Below are 20,676 nucleotides of genomic sequence, written 5' to 3'. Positions count from 1 at the left end.
GGCCTTTTTGTATCTGTGGGGCAAAGTGGCTACACTACAATCCGTTTGAGCAATAGATATATAGGTAGTACCGTGGGGGCGGATATAGATGGTTGAGTGGATTGTTCGTCGTGCGCAGGGCGACCGCGCGCGCGTGGGCACGTTGACGGGCGTGGTGTGTATTCTCGCCAATGTTGCGCTTTGTGCTGCGAAGGGCGTAATTGGCGTGCTGTCGGGATCGGTTTCGATCGTGGCGGATGCCATGAACAACCTGTCCGATGCCAGCTCGAATATCGTGAGCGTGCTTGGCTTTAAACTGGCGAGTAAGCCCGCCGACCCCGAGCATCCTTACGGCCACGGTCGCTACGAGTATCTCTCGGGTCTGGTCGTGGCGGCGCTCGTACTGCTCATTGGCCTCGAACTGGTAAAGTCCTCGGTGGAGCGCATCATCAACCCCGAACCTGTCGAGTTCTCGCTTGCCCTGGTGGCGGTCCTGGCGCTTTCGATGGTCGTTAAGCTGTGGATGGCGGCCCTCAACCAAAAGCTCGGTGACCGCATTGAGTCCGAGACGCTGCATGCGACCGCTCAGGATTCCAAGAACGATGTCCTTGCCACAGGCGCCGTGTTAGCGTGCGCAATTGTTTCGCAGGTGACGCACATCAATCTTGACGCATGGGTCGGCCTTGCCGTTGGCGCCTATATTGGTTGGAGCGGCTTTGAACTTATTCAAGATACGGTGAGCCCGCTTTTGGGTCAGTCGCCCGACCCTAAGCTGGTCAAGCACATTCGAGACAAGATCATGAGCTATCCCGGCGTTTTGGGCGTTCACGATTTGATGGTTCACGACTACGGCCCGGGCAGGAAGTTCGCGAGTGCTCACGCCGAGATGGCAGCCGAGGTTAGCCCCCTGGAAAGCCACGACACACTCGACAACATCGAGCAGTCGTTTCGGAACGAAGACGGCATGATCGTCACGCTCCATTACGACCCCATCGTGACCGACGACCCCAAGCTGGCGAGCATGCGTCTGCGCATCAACGCTATGGCTCAAGAGATTGATAGCCGCCTCTCGATCCACGACCTACGCTGTGTTCCGGGCCCCACGCACACCAACGTGATCTTTGACTGCGTGCGTCCCTCGGATCTGCAGATGAGTGCCGAAGACTTAAAGCACGCGCTGACACAACGGGTCGAATCGGAATATCCCAAGTCGATTGCCAAGATCACGATCGACGAAGACTACGTAGGGCATACCCACGAGTAAGGCTGTGCCGGCAAAGCAGGTTATGCAGAAGGGGAGAGCATGAAGAAGCTGTATCTACTCCGCCACGGTCAGACGGAGTTCAACGTCAAAAAGCTGGTCCAGGGCCGCTGCGATTCACCGCTGACCGACCTGGGTCGTCAGCAAGCCGGGATGGCAGCCGCGTGGCTCAAAGCCCACAACGTCGTTCCCGACAAAGTGGTCTCTTCGCCCTTAGGCCGAGCCATGGACACGGCAAGTCTCGTCGCAACCGAACTCCTCGGCCGGGATGCAGCAGTCGAGCCCTGCGAAGGCATCATCGAGCGCAGCTACGGCACCTTCGAAGAAGGCCCCCACGACGCCCTACCCACCGACGTCTGGGACCCCGGCGAGGACCTGATCCCATTTGGCGGAGAAGGAAGCCATGCCCTGCAGGAGCGCATGGTGGGCACCCTCACCAATCTCATGGACGCCGAGGGCATCGAAACCCTCCTAGCAGTAAGCCACGGCAGCGCCAGCCGCCAATTCATCAAAGCTGCAGCCCCAGAGGGCTTCGAGCTCCCAACAAAACTCCCCAACTGCGCCATTATGATTTTCGATTTTGATGAGGCGGAGCCACAAGTAGAGGGCGAGCCAATGCAATGCAAGTTCACCCTCCAGCAAATAGTGGACCCCCAACAAAGTCATTAGCCTGAGCGAGCAGAGTTAAGCAGACATCAACGTGTCGTCTCCCGAGCACGGCGGAGGGCCGGAGAAATATATTAAGGTCATCGCGAGTTCCGCACGCAAAGGAGAGCACTTAATGTGCTCTCCGTCTTGCGCAGGACTGTAGAGCAGGGACCTTAATATATTTCTCCGGCCCTCCGCCGTGCTCGGGAGCCATCCACGCACTTTACCTGCGTAAACAATGTGAGTGAAATATGAATCTCGATGGATACGCCCGCAGCCGTGTATACTAAACAGATGTGTGAAACCAGGGGAGTATTCTGGCTGGACAAAATGCCTGCTTAATAGGGTTGTCAGGTAGTCCGGGCGAAATACAAGGCTGGGGAGCACGTCGTGTAAGTAGTGGTCCTCTAGGGGCGTACGCTCGGTGGTGTACGCATTGTCCCAAGACCACGCGAGAGTTGGGATCATATCTTGATCAGCATGATTCTCGGCCGCAAGATTGGCATGACCCAGGTTTGGGACGAGGACGATAACGTCGTTCCCGTCACGGTCATCCAGGCTGGCCCCTGCGCTGTCTCGCAGGTTAAAACTCAGGCAACCGACGGCTATGACGCCGTCCAGATCGGTTTCGGCGACATCAAGGCCAAGAACGTGAACAAGCCCATGGCTGGTCACTTCGCCAAGGCTGGCGTCGAGCCTGTCCGCTTCCTTCGTGAGGTCCGCGTCGAGAACGGCGAGGAGCACAAGGTCGGCGAGGTCGTCACCGTCGCTGATTTCGCTGATGTCGAGAAGGTCGACGTCATCGGTACCTCCAAGGGTAAGGGCTTCCAGGGTCGCATCAAGCGCTGGGGTCAGCGCCGCGGTCCTATGACGCATGGTTCTCACTTCCAGCGTCACCCCGGTTCTATCGGTCAGTGCGCCTATCCTGCGCGCGTCCTCAAGGGCGTCAAGATGGCCGGTCACATGGGTAACGAGCGCGTTACCGTCAAGAACCTTTCCGTTGTCCGCATCGATGCCGAGCAGAACCTCATCTTGGTCAAGGGCGCTGTCCCGGGTGCCAAGAATGGTCTCGTCGCCATCCGTATGGCCTAAGGGCCCAGCCCATTTAGCCCAGCGTCATACCAAGGAGAACACTTAAATGGCAAAGTTTGAAGTAAAGAACAGCGAGGGCAAGAAGGTCGCCGAGGCCGAGCTCGCCGCTGAGGTGTACGGCATCGAGCCGAACATCCACGTTATGCACCACATCGTCAAGTGCCAGATGGCCTCTTGGCGTCAGGGCACCCAGTCTGCTAAGGGTCGCTCTGAGGTTTCCGGTGGCGGCAAGAAGCCTTGGCGTCAGAAGGGCACCGGCCGTGCCCGCCAGGGTTCCATCCGTGCTGCCCAGTGGCGTCACGGTGGCGTTGTCTTCGCCCCCAAGCCCCGTTCCTACGCTAAGCGTATGAACAACAAGGAGGTCAAGCTGGCTATGCGCTCCGCGCTGTCCGCCAAGCTGGCCGATGGCGAGCTCGTGCTCGTCGACGACTACGGCTTCGAGAAGCCTTCCACCAAGGCTGCTGTCGCCATGCTCAAGGCTCTCGGCCTTGAGGGCAAGCGTCTGACCATCATCGTTCGCGATGAGGACGTCAACGCCTACCTGTCGTTCCGCAACATTCCCAAGACGTTCATCATCACCGCTGACGAGGCCAACACCTACGATCTCGTCAACAACAACGCTGTGCTGATGCCCGCCGACATCGCCGCTCACTTCGGGGAGGTGCTTGCATAAATGACCGCCCACGAGATCATCATCCGTCCGATCGTGTCCGAGCGTTCCTTCTCCGGCATGGAGCTGAACAAGTACACGTTCGAGGTCGCCAAGGATGCTAACAAGTATCAGATCAAGGACGCTGTCGAGGAGATCTTCGGCGTCAAGGTCGTTCGCGTGAACACCCTGACGGTCAAGCCCAAGACCAAGCGCGTGCGCTATGTCGCCGGCAAGACCCGTTCTTGGAAGAAGGCCATCGTCACGCTGGCCGAGGGCGACACCATCGAGGTCTTTGGCAACCAGGCCTAAGACTCGCTGCTGTTGAGTGAGCTCATGCCTCCCAAATAGGGGAGGCGGGAGCTCAAGGTTTTGGGCGTATAAAATGGACACGCCCGGAACCGTGTATACGTCCGGTGTCATCGCACCCGAGGCAGAACCTCGAATCCCTGTCTGCGATGGCTAACGGATTCCTATTGAAAGGGATTGTAATGGCTGTAAAGCACCTTAAGCCGACCTCCGCTGGTAGGCGTTGGCAGACGATCTCCGACTTCTCCGAGATCACCTGCACCAAGCCCGAGAAGTCTCTTCTCGAGCCCCTGCCCAAGAAGGCCGGTCGTAACAACAACGGCCGCATCACCACCCGCCACCAGGGCGGCGGCGTGAAGCGTCGTTACCGCGTGATCGACTTCAAGCGCAACAAGGACGGCGTGCCCGCCAAGGTTGCCACGATCGAGTACGATCCGAACCGTTCCGCTCGCATCGCTCTGCTGCACTACGCTGACGGTGAGAAGCGCTACATCCTGGCCCCCAAGGGCCTCGAGGTCGGTCAGACCATCATGTCCGGTTCTGACGCCGACATCAAGCCGGGCAACGCTCTGCCCCTCGCCGACATCCCCGTCGGTACGCTCATCCACGCCGTCGAGTTCCAGCCGGGCAAGGGCGCTGCTATCGCCCGTTCCGCCGGTAACTCCTGCCAGCTGATGGGTAAGGAGGGCAAGTACGCTATCGTCCGTATGCCTTCCTCCGAGATGCGCCGCATCCTCGTTACCTGCCGCGCCACCGTCGGTGAGGTCGGCAACGCCGATCACGCCAACATCGTCATCGGCAAGGCCGGCCGTAAGCGTCACATGAACGTGCGCCCGACCGTCCGCGGTACCGTCATGAACCCTGTCGACCACCCGCACGGCGGTGGCGAGGGCAAGAACCACACCTCTGGTCGTCCCTCCGTTACCCCCTGGGGTAAGCCGACGAAGGGCCTTCGTACGCGCAAGAAGAAGAAGGTCTCGAACCAGCACATCATTCGTCGCCGTAAGAAGTAATTTCGGATACCGAGTTTTAGGAGAAAGCACTTATGAGCAGAAGTCTCAAAAAGGGCCCGTTCGTGGAGACTCGCCTTCTCTCGCGTATCACCGCGATGAACGAGGCTGGCAAGAAGGACGTCGTGAAGACCTGGTCCCGCGCGTCCACCATCTTCCCCGAGATGGTTGGTCACACCATCGCCGTCCACGACGGCCGCAAGCATGTGCCCGTGTATGTTACCGAGTCCATGGTTGGTCACAAGCTCGGCGAGTTCGCGCCGACTCGTACGTTCCGTGGCCACAAGGCCAAATAGGGGGTTAACCGTAAATGGCAACTAAGTCTATTGAAACTGAGGCCACCGAGGTTCGCGCCGTCGCTAAGTACGTGCGTGTTTCCCCCAGCAAGGCCCGCCTGGTGGTCGATCTGATCCGCCGCAAGCCTGTCGCTCAGGCCTTCGACATCCTCCACTTCTGCGACCGCGCCGTCGCCGTGGATGTCGAGAAGGTTCTCCGTTCCGCCGTTGCGAACGCCGAGAACAACAACGGTCTGCGTGCCGACAACCTGGTTGTCGCCGCTGCCTATGTTGACGAGGGTCCGACGCTTAAGCGCATCCGTCCCCGCGCCAAGGGTTCCGCTTCTCGCATTCTGAAGCGTACTTCCCACATCACCGTCGTCGTTGCTCCTCGAAAGGAGGCGTAAAGCTGTATGGGTCAGAAAGTCTACCCCACCGGCTTCCGTCTTGGCATCACCGAGAACTGGCGCTCCCGCTGGTTCGCAGAGAAGGATTACGCTAAGACCCTCGGTAACGATCTCGAGATCCGCAAGTACCTCGAGAAGCGTCTTTCCCGCGCAGCTGTCTCCCGCGTCGAGATCGAGCGCGCTGGCGACAAGGTGAAGGTCATCATCCTCACCGCTCGCCCCGGCGTTGTCATCGGTAAGAAGGGTGCCGAGATCGATACCCTCCGCACCGAGCTCGAGAAGGTCGCTGGCGTCTCCAAGGGCCAGCTCTCCGTCGACGTTGTCGAGATCAAGCGCCCCGAGCTCGACGCCAACCTCGTTGCTCAGTCTATCGCCGAGCAGCTCGAGGGCCGCGTTGCCTTCCGTCGCGCTATGCGCAAGGCTGTCCAGTCTGCCCGCAAGGCCGGCGCTAAGGGCATCCGTATCCAGTGCTCCGGTCGTCTCGGCGGTGCCGAGATGGGCCGTCGTGAGTGGTACCGCGAGGGTCGCGTGCCTCTGCACACCCTCCGTGCCAAGATCGACTACGGCACGGCTGTCGCCAGCACCACCATGGGTGCTTGCGGCGTGAAGGTCTGGATCTACCTGGGCGAGAAGCTCCCGGGCCAGCCTGTTCCCAACCCTGCACTCGAGGGCTCTTCCCGTCCTCGTCGTCGTAACTCCGAGAGGAGGGGTCAGTAGTGCTTGCCCCTAAGCGTATTCTTCACCGCAAGGTGCAGCGTGGCTCCATGAAGGGCCAGGCCAAGGGTAATACCGAGCTGCATTTCGGCGAGTTTGGTATCCAGGCTCTCGAGGCCCATTGGATCACCAACCGTCAGATCGAGGCCGCTCGTATTGCCATGACCCGCTACATGAAGCGTGGCGGTCGTGTCTACATCACGATCTTCCCCGATAAGCCCATCACCAAGAAGCCTGCCGAGACTCGCATGGGTTCTGGTAAGGGTAACCCCGAGGAGTGGGTGGCCGTCGTCAAGCCCGGCCGCATCATGTTCGAGGTCAAGGGTGTGCCCGAGGAGGTCGCTCGCGAGGCTCTGCGTCTTGCACAGCACAAGCTTCCCATCAAGACCAAGATTGTTGCTGCCAAGAACGCTGAGCAGCGCATCGAGAAGGAGATGGCTGAGGAGGCCGCTCTCGAGGCCAAGTGGGCTGCTGAGGACGCCGCCGCCGCCAAGGAGGAGAACTAATGAAGCCCGCAGAGATTCGTGAGCTCTCGGACGCTCAGCTCGTTGAGAAGCTGAAGGAAATGCGCGCCGAGCTCTTTAACCTTCGTTTCCAGATGGCCACCAGCCAGCTGGACAACACCGCTCGCGTCAACACCGTGAAGAAGGACATCGCTCGCGTCCTCACGGAGCAGCGCGCCCGCGAGATCGCAGCGGAGAAGTCCGCTGTCGCCGAGTAGGACCTAAGGAGAGAACATGACTGATTCGCGTAACTCGCGTAAGGTCCGTACGGGTGTCGTTACCTCCGTCTCCGGTGCCAAGACCATTGTTGTCACCATCACCGAGCGCAAGCGTCACCCCAAGTACGGCAAGATGATGACCAGCTCCAAGAAGCTGCACGCTCACGACGAGGAGTGCACGGCTGGCGTGGGCGACACCGTCCGCGTTATGGAGACCCGTCCTATGTCCAAGATGAAGCGTTGGCGCCTCATCGAGGTCGTCGAGCGCGCTAAATAAGCAGTCGCTCTTACGACTTGTACGTTTCCGAAGATGTGCGTATGCCTGGCTTGCATACCGCGGGCCGTATAAAGGCTGCGCACCTCTCTTCGGTTCTTAGTTCGGAGGAACATCTACCATGATTCAGATGCAAACCATGCTGAACGTCGCCGACAACTCCGGCGCTCGCAAGATTCGCTGCATCAAGGTGCTTGGCGGTTCCAAGCGTCGTTATGCAGGCATCGGCGATGTGTTCATCGGTGCTGTCCAGGAGGCTACCCCTGGCGCCAACGTCAAGAAGAAGGACGTTGTCCGTTGCGTCGTCGTTCGCACCGTTAAGGAGATCCGCCGCAAGGATGGCTCCTACATTCGCTTTGATGAGAACGCCTGCGTTGTCATCAACAACGATGGTTCGCCCGTCGGCACCCGTATCTTCGGGCCCGTCGCTCGCGAGCTTCGTGACAAGAAGTACATGAAGATCGTCTCGCTCGCTCCCGAGACCCTGTAGTTAGGGGAGATATATGTATATCAAGAAGGGCGATAAGGTCCAGGTTCTCTCTGGTAAGGATCGCGGCAAGCAGGGCGTTATCCTGCGTGCTCTCCCCGCCGAGAACAAGGTCGTTGTCGAGGGCGTTTCGGTCGTCAAGAAGGCCGTCAAGCCCAACGCTGCCAACCAGCAGGGCGGCATCGTCTCGCAGGAGGCTCCCATCGACGCCTCCAACGTCAATCTCGTCTGCCCCGAGTGCGGTAAGGTTACCCGCGTCGGTCACGAGAAGGACGGCAAGAACAAGCTGCGCGTCTGCAAGAAGTGCGGCCACAAGTTCTAAGCTGCCCGCAACATCAAGTTGCTAGCAAAGGCCCGGATGCCACGGCACCCGGGCCTTTTTCTATCCCCACTCGATGACTTCGGTTCTGCCGTCCCGTCATTCCGGTTGCATCCAGTTTTCGGTGCCGTCTCGAATCGAGTGCCGCCAGGTGACACCCTGTCGCGTTTCGTCGGCTTCGGGGACAAAAGTCGGGACAACTCCAAAAACTATTTTCGAACTCAGGGCTTTGAGTTTTTGTTTTTGTCCCAAAGGGCGCGGCGGGATGCCTTTGGAGGCTCGATAGCGCCGAAAACGCCCGTTTTGAAACTTAAATGCCTTTTCGCGTGCAAGCCGCCAGCTGCAATAGGAAGTGAATCAACGCAGGTGGCTTTCAAGCAGTTTGCAAAACTGCAGGTCGCAGGTCTTCATTGCCAGTAGGAGAAATGAGTAGTCTCAGGTGGCTTGCCCATGAGTTGACGAACGGGATTTGAGATTACGCTGACGTCCGGAAACGCTTCGAGCACGGCGTTACGTTTTTGGGGTTTGGGCGTAGCCCCTGCACCCGCGAGCGCGGGCCTTAAGCCCGCCGAGAGGGTGACGCGTCGAAAACGAAGGGGAAAGAGAGAAGGGGCCGTCCCTATCATTCAGGTTGCGACCGAAGAAGACAAGGAGACCCCCTGAGCCTGAATGATGCCCCACAGACCGCGTCCGACCGAGCTCAAGCCGAGCTTTTCCTGACGTCCTCCTTCGCGGAGATGATGGCTGGATTGGCTATGGATTGGCAACACTTATTTGGACGATTCCGGGAGGGACGGCCCCGCCTCCCTGAACTCGACCGGCGACATGAAGCCCAGCGTCGAGTGGATCCTGAAGTTGTTGTACCAGTGCACGTAATCCAAGAGCTTGGCTCGGAGCTCGCGCGTCCCTCCTCGATCCTTCGGAGTGGCCGACGATTTCCCCGTTGCAGAGGTCGACGAGCAGGCAGACGTAGTTCCACGACGCCCCGACGCGCACGCAGACCAAGTCGCTGCATATATGGGTGCACGGCGCCCTGCCGCCGAAGCTGCGCGCGACGACGTTCGACACGTCGGCCTCGTTGACCGCCCCGGGGTGCACCTTGAACCTCTTCCTGCCGTATGCGCCGGCCAGGCCGTTCTCCCTCATGATGCGGCAGACGCGGCGCCGGCTGACGGTAACGCCCGACCTCCCGGGCGACGCCTTGATCTTGCGCGATCCGTTCCGGCCCTTGCTGGCGGCGTGCGCCGCCGCGGCCGCCGTCGCCCCCGACATTAAGGTCCTCAAGGGCCGCGTCGTCTCCGGCGACCAGTTCGTCTCGCCCGCGGAACAGAAGGAGCGAATCCTCGCGACCTTCGGCGACCTGTGCTGCGAGATGGAGGGCTGCACCATCGCGCAGGCCGCTTATCTCAACGGCGTGCCCCTCGTCGTCGTGCGCGCCATCAGCGACAAGCCCTGCGCCGAGGGCCGGGTCGTGACTACAACACTTTCGAGAAGAAGGCCGCCTGCGACTGCGCCCGCATCGCCGCGCGCATGGTTAAGCTTTAGGCCCGGCGCGCCGGGGCCCTTCTTTATGTTGGGACCCCGGCGCGCCGGGCCCTTTCCAAAGCGAAGTGTCGAGCCGAAGTGTTGAGCGTCGGCCCTGAATGTTCAATGGCCGTTGTTTTCTGCCCCTCAAGTGGTGGACTTTTCCTCGGAGCTGTTGATTCCCCCACGCGCCCCCTTCCGTTCTCTGTTCTCCCCTTATACTCCTTGTACGAGGAGGTAAGAAGTCATGGACAAGACCACACAGGACAGCTTGGCAAAGAAACCCGTCGACATGAGGGACAGGATTCTCGAGCATCTCGAGGCCCTCACCTCTGCCGTCTCGCTCGACGACCTTGCCCGTCTGTCCACCTCCGACATCGCCGAGACGCTCATCATCTCCAGGAGCCTGGCGAGCCAGTACCTCAACGACCTTGTTCGCGCCGGTCTTGTGGTTAAGGTGGCGGGCAGGCCTGTCCGTTATTTTCATCGCCGCGCGTTCCAGAAGCGTTTTCAGGTAAAGCTCTCTGCAAGCGAGTACGCCTCGCTCGCCGACCTCATCCAGGCGACGGGAATCGCCGATCACCGCGACTTCGCGCGTGCCGTGGGCTTCGACATGAGCCTCAGCTCCGTTGTCGAGCAGTGCAAGGCTGCGGTTCAGTACCCTCCGTTTGGCCTGCCCATCCTCTTGAGCGGCGGCGTGGGTGTCGGTAAGTCTTTCCTTTCTCGCCTTGTGTACGAGTACGGCAAGAACCAGGGCTTGCTGTCCCGCGACTCCTCCTATGTGCGCATCGACTGCGCCGGGGTCCCGGACGCCGCCTCGTTCAACGGGCTTCTTGACGAGTCGATCGCGAAAGCGCGCGGGGGTGTGGTCTTTGTCAACGGCATCGAGGCACTCTCTCCCTCTGCGATGGAGCACTGCCTTGCGACGGCCCTCGGGCTCGATGCCTCCCAGGATGCGCCGCGCGCTCGCCTCGTTCTTTCGACGACGCTTTCCGCCGATGACCTGAAGGTTTCCTCGGCCTACAGCAAAATGCCCATCTGTGCCCGCGTCCCCTCACTCAAGGAGCGGACCCCCGAGGAGCGCGAGGATCTCATCTTGAGCTTCCTGCGCAGCGAGGGGTGCCGAATCGGTTCTGATGTGAAGATCAGCCGCGGCGCATACCGTTGCCTCGTGAACGCGGACTTTTCCGATAACATCGCCGGCTTGCGCGCCTGCGTGACGAACTGCTGCGCCAAAGCGTTCCTCAATCGCGAGGGCGACTACGTCGTCGTTCGCCCGTATCTTCTTCCCAGCGGGCTCCTCTCCTCCGCGCAGATCGATCAACAGCCCGACGATGGCGTTCTGATCGACGCGTCTCTGGATGCCGCCGAGAGCACAGGGCCGGTCGAGCAGGCGCTCGATGCCCTGTGCTCCCTCGATGAGCGATTCTGCGCCGGGGAGCTCTCTGTCTCCGAGCTTGTCTCGCAAGCTGTCTCCGCTGTGCGCGGCGTTGAGGATCACTTGATCTTCGACCACGGCGTCGCCTCCTCGAGGTCGCGCGCCTTCGAGCGCGTCGTGGGCGCGGTCCTTGCCGACGCAGGCTCTTCTTATGGCATCGAGCTTTCGAGGAAGGTCGCTTTTCTACTGGCCCAGGAGATTTGCCTGCAGTTGTGGCCGGGTATCGGCCTGGCTAAGCGAAAGTCTGCCTGTGCGGAGCAAATCTCCCATCTCCTCGGTGCCGTGACCTCCGAATTGCCGTTTGCCTCGAGTGTCTCCGATCAGGTCGCCGCAGACGTGGAAGGGGCGCTGGGAATCTCGCTCGATCACTTCACGAAGACGCTTCTGACGCTGTGCGTCGCATCGGAGTCTCGCGATGCGAAGGCCCTTCGGACGCTCTGCGTCATCTTGTCCCACGGCTACTCAACGGCGACGAGCATCGCCGACGCGGCGAACCGTATGCTCGGCATGCATGTGTACGAGGCTGTCGACATGCCCTACGACCAGCAGCTGAAGGACATCGTCGGTCCGCTCCAGCGCCTCGTCGACCGCCATTCCTACTGCACCGGGGTCGTGTTCCTCGTCGACATGGGCTCCTTGGAGGAGGCCTATAAGGCCCTCGAGAACGTTACCGACTCCACTATCGGCGTGGTGAACAACGTCTCTACCGGTCTTGCGCTCGAGATCGGGGTCGGGCTGCTCGGCGGCAAGTCCATCGCCGAGGTTCTTGGCGATGCGACCGCCGCGTGCGTGACGCACTGCAAGGTGATCGAGCGCGTCAACCGTGAGGACGCCATCGTCTTCTGCTCCGAGTCCGGGGTCGACGCCGCGGAGAGGATACGCCAGCTCGTCTCGCAGAGCCTCCCGCGCACCATAGGCGCGCGCCTGCTCACGAGGCCCTTCAAGCAGCTCGTCGCGAACGGGTCGAACGACGCCGTTTTCTCCGAGCACCGCGTCTGCGCCGTCATCGGCACGGGAGACCCCGGGGTCGCCTCCGTCCCCTTCGTCGCCCTCGAGGACATCATGTCGACGGCGTCCGCCTCTAAGGTTGATGCCGTGTTCGGCAGGTGGCTTGACGCTTCCGAGCTCTCTTCTTTCCACGAGAAGCTGCTCTCGAACATGACGCTGCAGAACGTCATCCGCTCCATCACCATCCTCGACCCGGAGCGGCTATTCCATGAGATCGAGAGCGCCGTGCACGAGCTTCAGCGCAGGACAGGCGAGAAGATCGGCAGCAACGCCATCATTGGGCTCTACGTTCACCTCTGCTGTCTCGTCGAGCGCCTTGTTACCAGAAACCCCATTGAGACCTACGTTGGCCAGGACCGCTTCGAGGAGGAACGCGCCGATTTCATCGAGTCCTTCAGGCAGAGCTTCTCGAGCATCTCGACGCGCTATCGCGTAGAGGTTCCCGTAAGCGAGATCGCATATGTCTTCGACTACATAAGCGTGAGCGCCGCCCCGGCGCGAGAAGAGCGCCTCGGCTCCTCGGACCTCCTGCTCGACGAGTGACCTTCCCCGCGCCGCCGCAAGCTGACCGCGCGTCCTCAATAATCCGATAACCCCTTGCCCGGCGCGAATCCGGATAGCGCCGAGGCAGTACCGAACGTAAAACTTCATTTGATAGGAGCAAACATGAGTGTTGTTATGGCACGAATCGACAATCGCCTGCTTCACGGCATCATCGTGACGCAGTGGGCCCCGGTGTCGGGCGCGACCCGAGTCATGGTCATCGACGACAAGGTCGCCGGCGACGAGGTCCTGAAGTCCACCATGAGGATGGCGCGCCCCGCGGGCATGGCCGTTTCGATCATCTCCGAGCAGACCGCGCTCAAGAACTTCGCCGCGGGCAAGTACGACCGCGAGAAGGTCTTCGTCATCGCCAAGGAGCCCGAGACGATGCTTCGCCTGGTCGAGTCGGGCGTCGAGCTCCCGTCGCTGGTCGTCGGCGGCTCGCTCGTCAAGGAGGACGGCATCCAGCTCACCCAGCGCGCCTACGCCTCCGCCGAGAACGTCCAGAGCTACAAGGCGCTCATCGCCCGTGGCGTCAAGGTGACGGCCCAGTTCGTGCCCGCCGACAAGCCCGTCTCCGTCGCAGACCTCATCTAAGGGGGAAATATGGTCAACTTCACTATCCTGCAGGTCGTCCTTTTGACCCTGCTGGCCTTCATCAAGCACGTGGACTACTACGGCATCCCGATGATCTTCGTCAATTACGCCGTTTTCTGGGGCCTCATCACCGGAGTCGTCATGGGCGACTGGAAGACCGGCCTTGTCATCGGCGGCACCATTCAGCTCATGCAGCTCGGCGTCGCGGGCTTCGGCGGCTCCTCCATTCCCGACTACGGCACGATGGCCATCATCGCCACCGCCTACGGCGTGACCCTGGGCTCCGACACGGGCCTCGCCATCGGCCTGCCGGTCGGCATGCTCGGCATCCAGCTCGACGTCGTCGCCAAGATCCTCAACGGCTTTGTCGTCGAGAAGTCCCAGAAGTTCTGCAACGAGGGTAAGTTCAATCAGATGAACGCCATCCTGTGGGTCTGCCCCGCGCTCTTCGGCCTGTGCGCCGCCCTGCCCGTCTTTGTCTCCGTGACGCTCGGCCAGCCCGCCGTCAACTGGCTCCTCGAGGTCATGCCCCAGTGGTTCCTCTCCGGCCTCACCCTCGCCGGCAAGATGCTCCCGGCCGTCGGTATCGCCATGCTGCTCCGCTACATGCCAACCGCCAAGTACTTCCAGTACCTGCTCGCCGGCTTCTTCCTCTCGGCCTTCCTGAACGTGCCCATCATCGGCGCCGCCATCGTCGGCGTTGCCCTCGCGATTGCGTTCTACCAGCGTGCCGAGAGGGACACCGAGCTCGCCGCCCACGCTTCCGCAGACGCCTTCATCGGAGAGGATGAGTAACCATGGAAAACGAGAACATCACCGCCGTCGCCGAGGGCAAGCCCTCCGGCTACAAGGTCACCAAGAAGGACCTGCGCAACGCGAACTGGCGCTGGCTCATGAGCGTGTGCACCTTCAACTACCAGACCCAGCAGGGCGCCTCAGTCGCCTACGCCCTCTCGCCGGTCCTGAGGAAGATCTACACGAACGACGAGGACTATAAGCAAGCGCTCAACAACCACTTCCGCTACTACAACACCCAGCCTTGGCTCGCCGCCATCATCCTTGGCGCCTGCGTGGCCATGGAGGAGCGCGACGGCCTAGCGGCGGCGGACGCCGTCCAAGACCTGAAGATCGGCACCATGGGACCGCTCGCCGGCGTCGGCGACTCCCTGCTCATGACCATGATCCCGACCATCATGGGCTCCATCGCCGCCTACATGGCCATCGAGGGCAACCCCGTGGGAGCCGGCATCTGGTTCGCGCTCATCCTGGCCATCTTCTGGGTCCGCATGCACGCCCTCGAGTTCGGCTACAAGCAGGGCGTGAAGCTCGTCACCGACTTCAGCGAGAAGCTTCCCAACCTCACTGCCGCCGCCTCCGTGCTCGGCCTCACCGTGGTCGGCTGCCTCATCGCCTCGGTCATCGGCGTCACCTGCCCGATTAGCTTCAGCTTCGGCGACGTCGCGATGGAGATTCAGCCGCTGCTCGACAAGATCCTGCCTGCCATGATCCCCGCCGCCATCACGGGAAGCGCGTATTACCTTCTTACCAAGAAGAACGCGAGCATGACGGCCCTCATCCTCGTGGTGATCGTCCTCGCGATGGTCGCCTCCGCCGCCGGCATCCTCGCCTAGCTTCGACCCAAGAGATTGGTGAATCAATGAGAAAGATAGTTGTGGCGAGCCATTCCCTTCTCGCCCAGGGCTTCAAGGACACCCTCGAGTTCCTTACGGGTAAGGGCGACGCCGTCAACGCCGTGTGCGCCTACGTGAACGACAACGGCGAGGGGCTCGACGCGGCGGTCGAGGCGGCTCTTTCGGGCACTGACGAGGTCGTCGTCCTCACCGACGCGTACGGCGGCAGCGTGAACCAGCGCTTTTCCCGCTTCGCCTCCGACCGGATCCACGTGATCGCGGGTGTCAACCTCCCGCTCGCCATGACGGTCGCGCTCGCGCGCCCCGACGAGAAACTCGACTTCGACGCCCTCGTCAACGAGGCGCGCCAGCAGATCATCTACGTGAACGGTGCCAGTTCCGCCGAGTGCGACGACGACGAATAGAGGAGGTCGACGATGAGAGAGTTCCTTAAGGACGTGTGGATGCACGGCGGTGAGGAAAGCCGCGCCATCACCCCCGAGAACATCACGGGCGAGAAGGGCCGCGCCGCCATGTCGGCCAGCCACCTCGGCGTCGGCCGCAAGGGCTCGTGCTGCGTGCCCCTTGAGTCCGGCGAGACCATCACGCTCGCGGACATCGAGGGCCCCGGCATCATCCGCCACATCTGGATGACCGTCCCCGACAAGACCGCCGCCGGCAGCTTCGTCATGCGTGACCTCGTGCTGCGCTTCTACTGGGACGACGAGGAGACCCCCTCGGTCGAGTGCCCTGTCGGCGACTTCTTCTGCAACGGCTTCGGTGAGCGCGCCATCGTCAACTCGATGCCCATCTGCGTGAACCCGACGGGCGGCATGAACTGCTACTTCGAGATGCCCTTCAGGAAGCACGCCAAGGTCACGCTTACGAGCGAGCACCCCGGGTTCATTAAGTACATCTTCTACACGTTCAACTACGCGCTCACCGACGTGCCGGACGACGCCATGTACTTCCACGCCCGCTTTAACCGCGAACGCAGCACCCGCAGGGGCGTCGACTACACCGTGCTCGACGGCGTGCGCGGCAAGGGCTACTACGTCGGCACCTACATGGCCCTGTGCGCCCTGGAGCGCTATTGGTGGGGCGAGGGCGAGATGAAGTTCTTCCTCGACGGCGACGAGGAGTTCCCCACGGTCACCTCGACGGGAGCCGAGGACTACTTCGGCGGTGCCTGGGCCTTCCTCGACAGGCCGCCCCACGCGCTGCCCGAGGCGCAGTGCTTCAACACGCTGTTCGCCGGCTACCCGTACCGCTCGACGCGCGACGCCACGCGCGACCGCTTCAGCGCGGGCAAGCCGAACCCGAATCCGATGCTCGCGACTAACGACGACGCGCTGCCCAGGCACGGCCTCTACAGGTGGCACCTTCCCGACCCGATCTCGTTCAAGGAGGACCTGCGCGTGACGTTCCAGGACCTCGGCAACGACGACATCAAGCTCTACGAGCGCGAGGACGACATCTCCACCGTCGCCTACTGGTACCAAAGCGAGCCGCACGCCGTGCTCGCCCCGTTTGCCGCAAGGCAGGACCGCGTGCCCAGGTAGGGTCGCCTCGAAACAAGCCAACGTTATGGGCGCCCGCGGTTGACCATGACTGCGGGCGTCCCTTTGTAAGGAGGATCACATGAGCGAAAAGCAAATGAGGCTCGGCGCCCTCGAAGCCGGCGGGACCAAGATGGTCTGTGCCGTGGTGTCCGGCGACGGCGAGGTCCTCGACCGTATGGAGACCCCGACGCTTACGCCCGCCAAGACCGTCCCGCAGATGATCGAGTGGTTCACCGCCCGCGATGTGGACGCGTTGGGCATCGGCGCCTTCGGCCCGACCTGCGTCGACCCCAACGACGAGCGCTACGGCTCCATCCTCCAGACGCCCAAGCTCGCGTGGCGAGGCCATGGTCTTCGCGCCGCGTTCGCCGACGCCCTCGGGATTCCGGTGGCCTACGACACGGACGTGAACGTTGCCTGCCTCGGCGAAGTGGTCTTCGGCTGCTGCAAGGGGCTCGAGGACGCCGTCTACGTGACCATCGGCACCGGCGTGGGCGCGGGCGTCATGTGCGCGGGCAGACTCCTTCACGGCATGCTGCACCCCGAGGCCGGTCACATGCTGGTAAGGACCCGTCCCACCGAGGAGGGACGCTGCGTCTGCCCGAGCCACGCGAGCTGTCTCGAGGGGCTCGCCTCCGGCCCCGCCATCGCCGCGCGCTGGGGAAAGCCCGCGGCCGAGCTCGCGGACAACGATGAGGTGTGGGCGCTCGAGGGGGATTATCTGGGGCAGATGTGCGCGAACCTCGTGCTCATGTACTCGCCTCGCCGCATCGTCCTCGGCGGCGGCGTGATGCACCAGGAGCAGCTCTACGGCATCGTCCGCAAGAAGACCCTCGAATATCTGGGTGGCTACATCCAGACCGCCGAGCTTAAGGACATGGAGAGCTACATCTGCGCCCCGGGCTGCGGCGGCGACCAAGGAATCCTCGGCGCGGCCGAGCTGGCAAGAAGGGCGCTCGCGTAACTTGCGCTCTCTCCGCCATACAACGCGTTAAGAAAAGACGAGCGCTTCTTGCCAATTGAGCGGCAAGAAGTGCTCGTCTTTTGCATTTGTTTTTGGGGCAGGACGCCCCGCCTCCACTAGAGTCCCTGGACCGCCACACCCACGAGGTTTGGACCGGTGTGGACAAGAAGCGCGGGGCTGATGTCGGAGCGGACGACATCCACCGCGTTGGCCACGCGCTCGCACAGGGCCTGCTCCATGCGGTCGTAGAGGTCGGCGTGGGCCGAGGTGCGGCTCGCGGCAAAGCGCACCTCGGGGTGCTTCTCGACGATGGCGGCGATGAGCTTGGCCTCGGTGCGATGCGGTACTTGCACAGCCATTTCGTGTGCGCGAGGCTGTTGGCTTTCTGGGCCACAGCAATCACCTTCCCCCTAGTATGATGACCTGAACAATCCTCATGCTAGGGGGGAAGGTTTTTGTCGCGTAGCGGAAATTGGCCTCCACCCGCTGAGCGGGTGGCTTTCTATGCCGCGCGTGCCGCGCGGCACGGACTAAAGTCCATGAATAAAAACGAGGAAGGCCACGTCCGGCCTCCCTCGCAAAGGGTCTCTGATTACTCCCACTCATTGGGGACAGACTTAAATGAGTGCTCTTGAAATGCCGGCGCCTGGGGACGTTCTTTTTCTGTCTGCAGTTTGGAACGTTCCTTTTCTGTCGGCAGTTTGGGACGGTCCTTAGAGCTGCAGCGCGCCATGAGCGACGAGGCGAAGCGGATCATCCTGTCTTTTGAGTTCTAAGCATAAGCCCCTGTCTCTGAGCAATGACCGGTTCGCATTTGTGCGCATTTGCGTGCGTGGGATTGCGTGAATATGCGTATAGATGCGCCGTTTACGGGATAAAAATGACCGTTTAGCGGTGAGATACGCAAAAACGCGCACAGAAGCGCGTGTTTGTGCGAATATAGAGCTGTCAGAAAGCAAGGCGTTCTATGACACAGGAGGCACATAATGGCAGATTCCAAGCAGGCTCCGCTCGACGCCGCGGCAGCCGCCAAAGCAGCGTTCGCTTCGGTCCAGGACAAGCCGTTCCCCGACGATATTTTTACGGCTCCCGAGCTCCATTGGGCCGTCATCGGTTGCGGCGTTATCGCCAACCAGATGGCTCAGTCCCTTGCTCTTGCCGGTCGCAAGCTTGCGGGCGTCGCCAACCGTACGCCGTCCAAGGCTCAGGCTTTTGCCGAGCAGTATGGCATCGAGAAGGTCTACGACACGGTTGAGGACCTCTACGCCGATCCTGGCATCGACGCCGTCTACATCACTACCCCGCACAACACTCATATCACCTATCTGCGCGCTGCCCTGGCAGCCGGCAAGCACGTGCTCTGCGAGAAGGCCATTACCCTCAATTCCGCTGAACTCGATGAGGCCCGTGCCATTGCCGCCGAGCACAACGTTGTCCTTATGGACGCTACCACGGTGCTTCATATGCCCTTGTATCAGGAGCTGCGTCGTCGCATGGATGCCGGCGAGTTCGGCCGCATGAACCTCGCTCAGCTCAACTTTGGTAGCTACAAGGAGTACGGCGACCTGACCAACCGTTTCTACAATCGCAACCTTGCCGGCGGTGCCATGCTCGATATTGGCGTGTATGCCCTTTCGGTCATGCGCCTGTTTATGGCCAGCCAGCCAACCGAAGTTGTTTCGCTCGGCAACACCTGCGAGACTGGTGTCGATGTCGCGGGCGGCATTGTCTGCCGAAACGCCGAGCAGCAGCTGGGCGTCGTGAGTCTTACGCTCCACTCCAAGCAGCCCAAGCGCTCGATTATTAGCTTCGATAAGTGCTATATCGAGGTCAACGAATATCCGCGTGCCGATCATGCGACGATCGTGTGGACTGCGGACGGTCATCGCGAGGAGGTCGCCGCGGGCACCGAGGCTTACGCCCTATGCTACGAGATGGCTGACCTCGAGAAGGCCGTCGCCGGCGATGATTCCAAGCGTGAGCTTCTGGATTATGCTTCTGATGTTATGGAGCTGATGACCAAGCTCCGTGCCGATTGGGGAGTCGTCTACCCCGAGGAGGAGTAAGCGATGCTCGCGGAAGATAGACTCAATGCGATCGTCTCGATGGTGCAACAGGCTGGCTCAGTAACGGTGCCAGAGCTTGCCGATGCCCTGGGTGTGACGGCTTCTACCATTCGACGCGACCTGCAGACACTTGACCGAGCGCACCGCATCGCCAAGGTGCACGGCGGCGCGACAAGCCTTGAGCGCGCGCACGTGACGCGCGACCTAACGCTTAATGAGCGCAGCGATCTCCATAACGACGACAAGGAACGTATCTGCGCCCGTGCGGCGGCGCTGGTAGAGCCCGAGAGCTTTGTGTACATCGATTCGGGTTCGACGACGCTCAGGCTCATCGAGCATCTTCCGCATCTCGAAGGGGTCACCTATGTGACTGATTCCGTGCTCCATGCTCAGCATCTCGCTTTGCGCGGCATGCGTACCGTGGTGCTGGGCGGCGAGCTCAAACCCGAGACCGAGGCGCTCGTTGGCCCCGATGCCTTGGCAACCTTAGATCGCTACAACTTCAACTGTGGCTTTTGGGGCTCTAATGGCATCGCCGCCGAGCAGGGCTTCACGGCGCCCGATATCGAGGAGGCCCAAGTAAAGCGCATCTCGATGCGTCATACGGCCAAACGCTTCGTAATCTCGGACGCCAGCAAATTTGGCATGGTGGCGCCCGTCAAGTTTGCGGACTTCCGCGACGCAACGATTATTACCGCAGGCGAGGTCCCCGCCAAGTACCGGGCAATGGACAACGTCATCACGGTCTAACAGCAGGGGACGGGCTAAGGCCAAAACCACCACAAAGGTGCCTGTCCCCATTGTGGTGGTTAGTAACGAAAACCGAGTAGTTTTCTCAATAGAAAAGCGGCAACGTCCATCACGGGCGTCGCCGCTTTCGTTGCCTGCCGGTTTGTCTAAGTCTGTAACAACTGGACCGTAAAAAGTGGGCTAGGTGTTACAGATCGAGATACTTACGAACCGCGCCGTCCCTTTGTCTCAATCTGTAACATCTGGGACTGATTTTGCCGAGTTACTGTTACAGATTGAGATTATTCCCTTGAGGGGATTCGAATGTCTCGATCTGTAACAGATGGACCGCAAAATGGGCTTTAGCTGTTACAGATCGAGATGTTTGGGAATCCGGCAGAGCCATCGCGGCACAAAACCACCACAAATGAACTGCGTCCCGAATCTTGGCCTTCTTTATTAGAAGCGA

25 protein-coding genes and 2 pseudogenes are annotated in these 20,676 nt (G+C 61.1%); 24 read left to right on the top strand and 3 right to left on the bottom strand.

The genetic code is table 11. From position 1 onward, the window contains the following. Positions 1–88: 88 nt before the first annotated feature. From DW136_RS07045 to rplX, 14 genes and pseudogenes are all read left to right on the top strand, one after another. Positions 89–1,243 (top strand): cation diffusion facilitator family transporter, encoded by a 1,155-nt coding sequence (locus DW136_RS07045; RefSeq protein WP_118289325.1) that lies wholly within the window; start codon positions 89–91, stop codon positions 1,241–1,243. Between the two features lie 39 nt (positions 1,244–1,282). After that, the gene (locus DW136_RS07040; RefSeq protein ID WP_117757098.1) at positions 1,283–1,909 is read left to right on the top strand and encodes a histidine phosphatase family protein; all 627 of its coding nucleotides are present in this window, start codon (positions 1,283–1,285) and stop codon (positions 1,907–1,909) included. A 450-nt stretch (positions 1,910–2,359) separates the two neighbouring features. Next, complete coding sequence (rplC, locus tag DW136_RS07035; protein WP_035137484.1) at positions 2,360–2,980, top strand: 50S ribosomal protein L3; 621 nt, start codon at positions 2,360–2,362, stop codon at positions 2,978–2,980. Positions 2,981–3,026: 46 nt separating this feature from the next. Next, positions 3,027–3,653, top strand: coding sequence for a 50S ribosomal protein L4 (gene rplD, locus DW136_RS07030; protein ID WP_006235032.1), 627 nt, complete (start codon positions 3,027–3,029; stop codon positions 3,651–3,653). Then, positions 3,654–3,941: a 50S ribosomal protein L23 gene (rplW, locus tag DW136_RS07025; RefSeq protein WP_022094197.1), complete on the top strand. Its 288-nt coding sequence runs from the start codon at positions 3,654–3,656 to the stop codon at positions 3,939–3,941. A gap of 179 nt (positions 3,942–4,120) precedes the next feature. After that, entirely contained in the window at positions 4,121–4,951 is an 831-nt protein-coding gene (gene rplB / locus DW136_RS07020) for a 50S ribosomal protein L2 (protein ID WP_055250219.1), read from the top strand. A 32-nt stretch (positions 4,952–4,983) separates the two neighbouring features. Beyond that, positions 4,984–5,244 (top strand): 30S ribosomal protein S19, encoded by a 261-nt coding sequence (rpsS, locus tag DW136_RS07015; RefSeq protein ID WP_006235035.1) that lies wholly within the window; start codon positions 4,984–4,986, stop codon positions 5,242–5,244. Positions 5,245–5,258: 14 nt separating this feature from the next. Continuing rightward, positions 5,259–5,630 carry a 50S ribosomal protein L22 gene (rplV, locus tag DW136_RS07010; RefSeq protein WP_006235036.1) on the top strand — a complete coding sequence of 124 codons (372 nt, stop codon included), beginning with the start codon at positions 5,259–5,261 and terminating at the stop codon, positions 5,628–5,630. 6 nt (positions 5,631–5,636) lie between these two features. Then, positions 5,637–6,347, top strand: coding sequence for a 30S ribosomal protein S3 (gene rpsC, locus DW136_RS07005; protein ID WP_006235037.1), 711 nt, complete (start codon positions 5,637–5,639; stop codon positions 6,345–6,347). Beyond that, a pseudogene (gene rplP / locus DW136_RS07000) lies at positions 6,347–6,742 on the top strand (50S ribosomal protein L16); the annotation flags it as partial. The gene rpsC and the pseudogene rplP, both read left to right, overlap by 1 nt. Positions 6,743–6,849: 107 nt before the next feature. Further along, entirely contained in the window at positions 6,850–7,065 is a 216-nt protein-coding gene (rpmC, locus tag DW136_RS06995) for a 50S ribosomal protein L29 (RefSeq protein ID WP_006235039.1), read from the top strand. A gap of 16 nt (positions 7,066–7,081) precedes the next feature. Next, the gene (gene rpsQ / locus DW136_RS06990; protein WP_006235040.1) at positions 7,082–7,342 is read left to right on the top strand and encodes a 30S ribosomal protein S17; all 261 of its coding nucleotides are present in this window, start codon (positions 7,082–7,084) and stop codon (positions 7,340–7,342) included. 118 nt (positions 7,343–7,460) lie between these two features. Then, a complete protein-coding gene (gene rplN, locus DW136_RS06985; RefSeq protein ID WP_006235041.1) occupies positions 7,461–7,829 on the top strand; it encodes a 50S ribosomal protein L14 in 369 nt (122 codons plus the stop codon). 13 nt (positions 7,830–7,842) lie between these two features. Next, positions 7,843–8,148 (top strand): 50S ribosomal protein L24, encoded by a 306-nt coding sequence (gene rplX, locus DW136_RS06980; RefSeq protein WP_099432059.1) that lies wholly within the window; start codon positions 7,843–7,845, stop codon positions 8,146–8,148. Between the two features lie 767 nt (positions 8,149–8,915). Here rplX and DW136_RS10155 read toward each other — a convergent pair. Continuing rightward, positions 8,916–9,017, bottom strand: a complete 102-nt coding sequence (locus tag DW136_RS10155) for an IS3 family transposase (RefSeq protein ID WP_233506709.1) — start codon at positions 9,015–9,017, stop codon at positions 8,916–8,918. 292 nt (positions 9,018–9,309) lie between these two features. After that, positions 9,310–9,417: pseudogene (locus DW136_RS10150) on the bottom strand (hypothetical protein); the annotation flags it as partial. Between DW136_RS10150 and DW136_RS06970 the strand changes: the two are divergent. The 8 genes from DW136_RS06970 (at position 9,374) to DW136_RS06935 (ending at position 17,412) form a co-directional block, all read left to right on the top strand. After that, positions 9,374–9,775: a hypothetical protein gene (locus DW136_RS06970; protein WP_233546549.1), complete on the top strand. Its 402-nt coding sequence runs from the start codon at positions 9,374–9,376 to the stop codon at positions 9,773–9,775. The pseudogene DW136_RS10150 and the gene DW136_RS06970 overlap by 44 nt on opposite strands. A gap of 141 nt (positions 9,776–9,916) precedes the next feature. Next, positions 9,917–12,658 (top strand): PRD domain-containing protein, encoded by a 2,742-nt coding sequence (locus DW136_RS06965; protein WP_117736585.1) that lies wholly within the window; start codon positions 9,917–9,919, stop codon positions 12,656–12,658. 123 nt (positions 12,659–12,781) lie between these two features. Beyond that, the gene (locus tag DW136_RS06960) at positions 12,782–13,255 is read left to right on the top strand and encodes a PTS sugar transporter subunit IIB (RefSeq protein ID WP_089572478.1); all 474 of its coding nucleotides are present in this window, start codon (positions 12,782–12,784) and stop codon (positions 13,253–13,255) included. A gap of 9 nt (positions 13,256–13,264) precedes the next feature. Continuing rightward, complete coding sequence (locus tag DW136_RS06955; RefSeq protein ID WP_089572477.1) at positions 13,265–14,050, top strand: PTS sugar transporter subunit IIC; 786 nt, start codon at positions 13,265–13,267, stop codon at positions 14,048–14,050. Between the two features lie 2 nt (positions 14,051–14,052). Next, positions 14,053–14,886 carry a PTS system mannose/fructose/sorbose family transporter subunit IID gene (locus DW136_RS06950; RefSeq protein WP_089572476.1) on the top strand — a complete coding sequence of 278 codons (834 nt, stop codon included), beginning with the start codon at positions 14,053–14,055 and terminating at the stop codon, positions 14,884–14,886. A gap of 26 nt (positions 14,887–14,912) precedes the next feature. Continuing rightward, positions 14,913–15,311 carry a PTS sugar transporter subunit IIA gene (locus DW136_RS06945; RefSeq protein WP_089572475.1) on the top strand — a complete coding sequence of 133 codons (399 nt, stop codon included), beginning with the start codon at positions 14,913–14,915 and terminating at the stop codon, positions 15,309–15,311. A gap of 12 nt (positions 15,312–15,323) precedes the next feature. Next, on the top strand, positions 15,324–16,448 hold the full coding sequence (locus DW136_RS06940) for a glycoside hydrolase family 172 protein (protein ID WP_172676343.1): 1,125 nt from the start codon (positions 15,324–15,326) through the stop codon (positions 16,446–16,448). A 79-nt stretch (positions 16,449–16,527) separates the two neighbouring features. After that, positions 16,528–17,412, top strand: a complete 885-nt coding sequence (locus DW136_RS06935; RefSeq protein WP_197032763.1) for an ROK family protein — start codon at positions 16,528–16,530, stop codon at positions 17,410–17,412. Between the two features lie 116 nt (positions 17,413–17,528). On the opposite strand, the gene DW136_RS06930 is transcribed toward DW136_RS06935, so the two are convergent. Continuing rightward, positions 17,529–17,765 carry a DegV family protein gene (locus DW136_RS06930; RefSeq protein WP_117817123.1) on the bottom strand — a complete coding sequence of 79 codons (237 nt, stop codon included), beginning with the start codon at positions 17,763–17,765 and terminating at the stop codon, positions 17,529–17,531. Between the two features lie 633 nt (positions 17,766–18,398). Between DW136_RS06930 and DW136_RS06925 the strand changes: the two genes are divergently transcribed. After that, positions 18,399–19,478: a Gfo/Idh/MocA family protein gene (locus tag DW136_RS06925; protein WP_118289323.1), complete on the top strand. Its 1,080-nt coding sequence runs from the start codon at positions 18,399–18,401 to the stop codon at positions 19,476–19,478. A gap of 3 nt (positions 19,479–19,481) precedes the next feature. Next, positions 19,482–20,228 carry a DeoR/GlpR family DNA-binding transcription regulator gene (locus DW136_RS06920; RefSeq protein ID WP_117639605.1) on the top strand — a complete coding sequence of 249 codons (747 nt, stop codon included), beginning with the start codon at positions 19,482–19,484 and terminating at the stop codon, positions 20,226–20,228. Positions 20,229–20,676: the final 448 nt, after the last annotated feature.

Origin of the sequence: Collinsella sp. AM12-1 (assembly GCF_003472325.1) — a bacterium.
In the GTDB taxonomy this organism is placed as follows: Bacteria; Actinomycetota; Coriobacteriia; order Coriobacteriales; family Coriobacteriaceae; genus Collinsella.
Note: the sequence above shows the minus strand (reverse complement) of the source record. Positions and strands in the feature narration are given on the sequence as shown.

Bases quoted from the DNA above. Each gene is read 5' to 3' on its own strand.
- DW136_RS06925 (WP_118289323.1), top strand. From the start codon at position 18,399: ATGGCAGATTCCAAGCAGGCTCCGCTCGACGCCGCGGCAGCCGCCAAA.
- DW136_RS06940 (WP_172676343.1), top strand. From the start codon at position 15,324: ATGAGAGAGTTCCTTAAGGACGTGTGGATGCACGGCGGTGAGGAAAGC.
- rplX (WP_099432059.1), top strand. From the start codon at position 7,843: ATGTATATCAAGAAGGGCGATAAGGTCCAGGTTCTCTCTGGTAAGGAT.
- rplW (WP_022094197.1), top strand. From the start codon at position 3,654: ATGACCGCCCACGAGATCATCATCCGTCCGATCGTGTCCGAGCGTTCC.
- DW136_RS06965 (WP_117736585.1), top strand. From the start codon at position 9,917: ATGGACAAGACCACACAGGACAGCTTGGCAAAGAAACCCGTCGACATG.
- rplN (WP_006235041.1), top strand. From the start codon at position 7,461: ATGATTCAGATGCAAACCATGCTGAACGTCGCCGACAACTCCGGCGCT.
- DW136_RS06960 (WP_089572478.1), top strand. From the start codon at position 12,782: ATGAGTGTTGTTATGGCACGAATCGACAATCGCCTGCTTCACGGCATC.
- DW136_RS07045 (WP_118289325.1), top strand. From the start codon at position 89: ATGGTTGAGTGGATTGTTCGTCGTGCGCAGGGCGACCGCGCGCGCGTG.
- rplB (WP_055250219.1), top strand. From the start codon at position 4,121: ATGGCTGTAAAGCACCTTAAGCCGACCTCCGCTGGTAGGCGTTGGCAG.
- DW136_RS06935 (WP_197032763.1), top strand. From the start codon at position 16,528: ATGAGCGAAAAGCAAATGAGGCTCGGCGCCCTCGAAGCCGGCGGGACC.
- rpmC (WP_006235039.1), top strand. From the start codon at position 6,850: ATGAAGCCCGCAGAGATTCGTGAGCTCTCGGACGCTCAGCTCGTTGAG.
- rplD (WP_006235032.1), top strand. From the start codon at position 3,027: ATGGCAAAGTTTGAAGTAAAGAACAGCGAGGGCAAGAAGGTCGCCGAG.
- rpsC (WP_006235037.1), top strand. From the start codon at position 5,637: ATGGGTCAGAAAGTCTACCCCACCGGCTTCCGTCTTGGCATCACCGAG.
- rplV (WP_006235036.1), top strand. From the start codon at position 5,259: ATGGCAACTAAGTCTATTGAAACTGAGGCCACCGAGGTTCGCGCCGTC.
- DW136_RS06950 (WP_089572476.1), top strand. From the start codon at position 14,053: ATGGAAAACGAGAACATCACCGCCGTCGCCGAGGGCAAGCCCTCCGGC.
- DW136_RS06955 (WP_089572477.1), top strand. From the start codon at position 13,265: ATGGTCAACTTCACTATCCTGCAGGTCGTCCTTTTGACCCTGCTGGCC.
- rpsS (WP_006235035.1), top strand. From the start codon at position 4,984: ATGAGCAGAAGTCTCAAAAAGGGCCCGTTCGTGGAGACTCGCCTTCTC.
- rpsQ (WP_006235040.1), top strand. From the start codon at position 7,082: ATGACTGATTCGCGTAACTCGCGTAAGGTCCGTACGGGTGTCGTTACC.
- DW136_RS06920 (WP_117639605.1), top strand. From the start codon at position 19,482: ATGCTCGCGGAAGATAGACTCAATGCGATCGTCTCGATGGTGCAACAG.
- DW136_RS07040 (WP_117757098.1), top strand. From the start codon at position 1,283: ATGAAGAAGCTGTATCTACTCCGCCACGGTCAGACGGAGTTCAACGTC.
- DW136_RS06945 (WP_089572475.1), top strand. From the start codon at position 14,913: ATGAGAAAGATAGTTGTGGCGAGCCATTCCCTTCTCGCCCAGGGCTTC.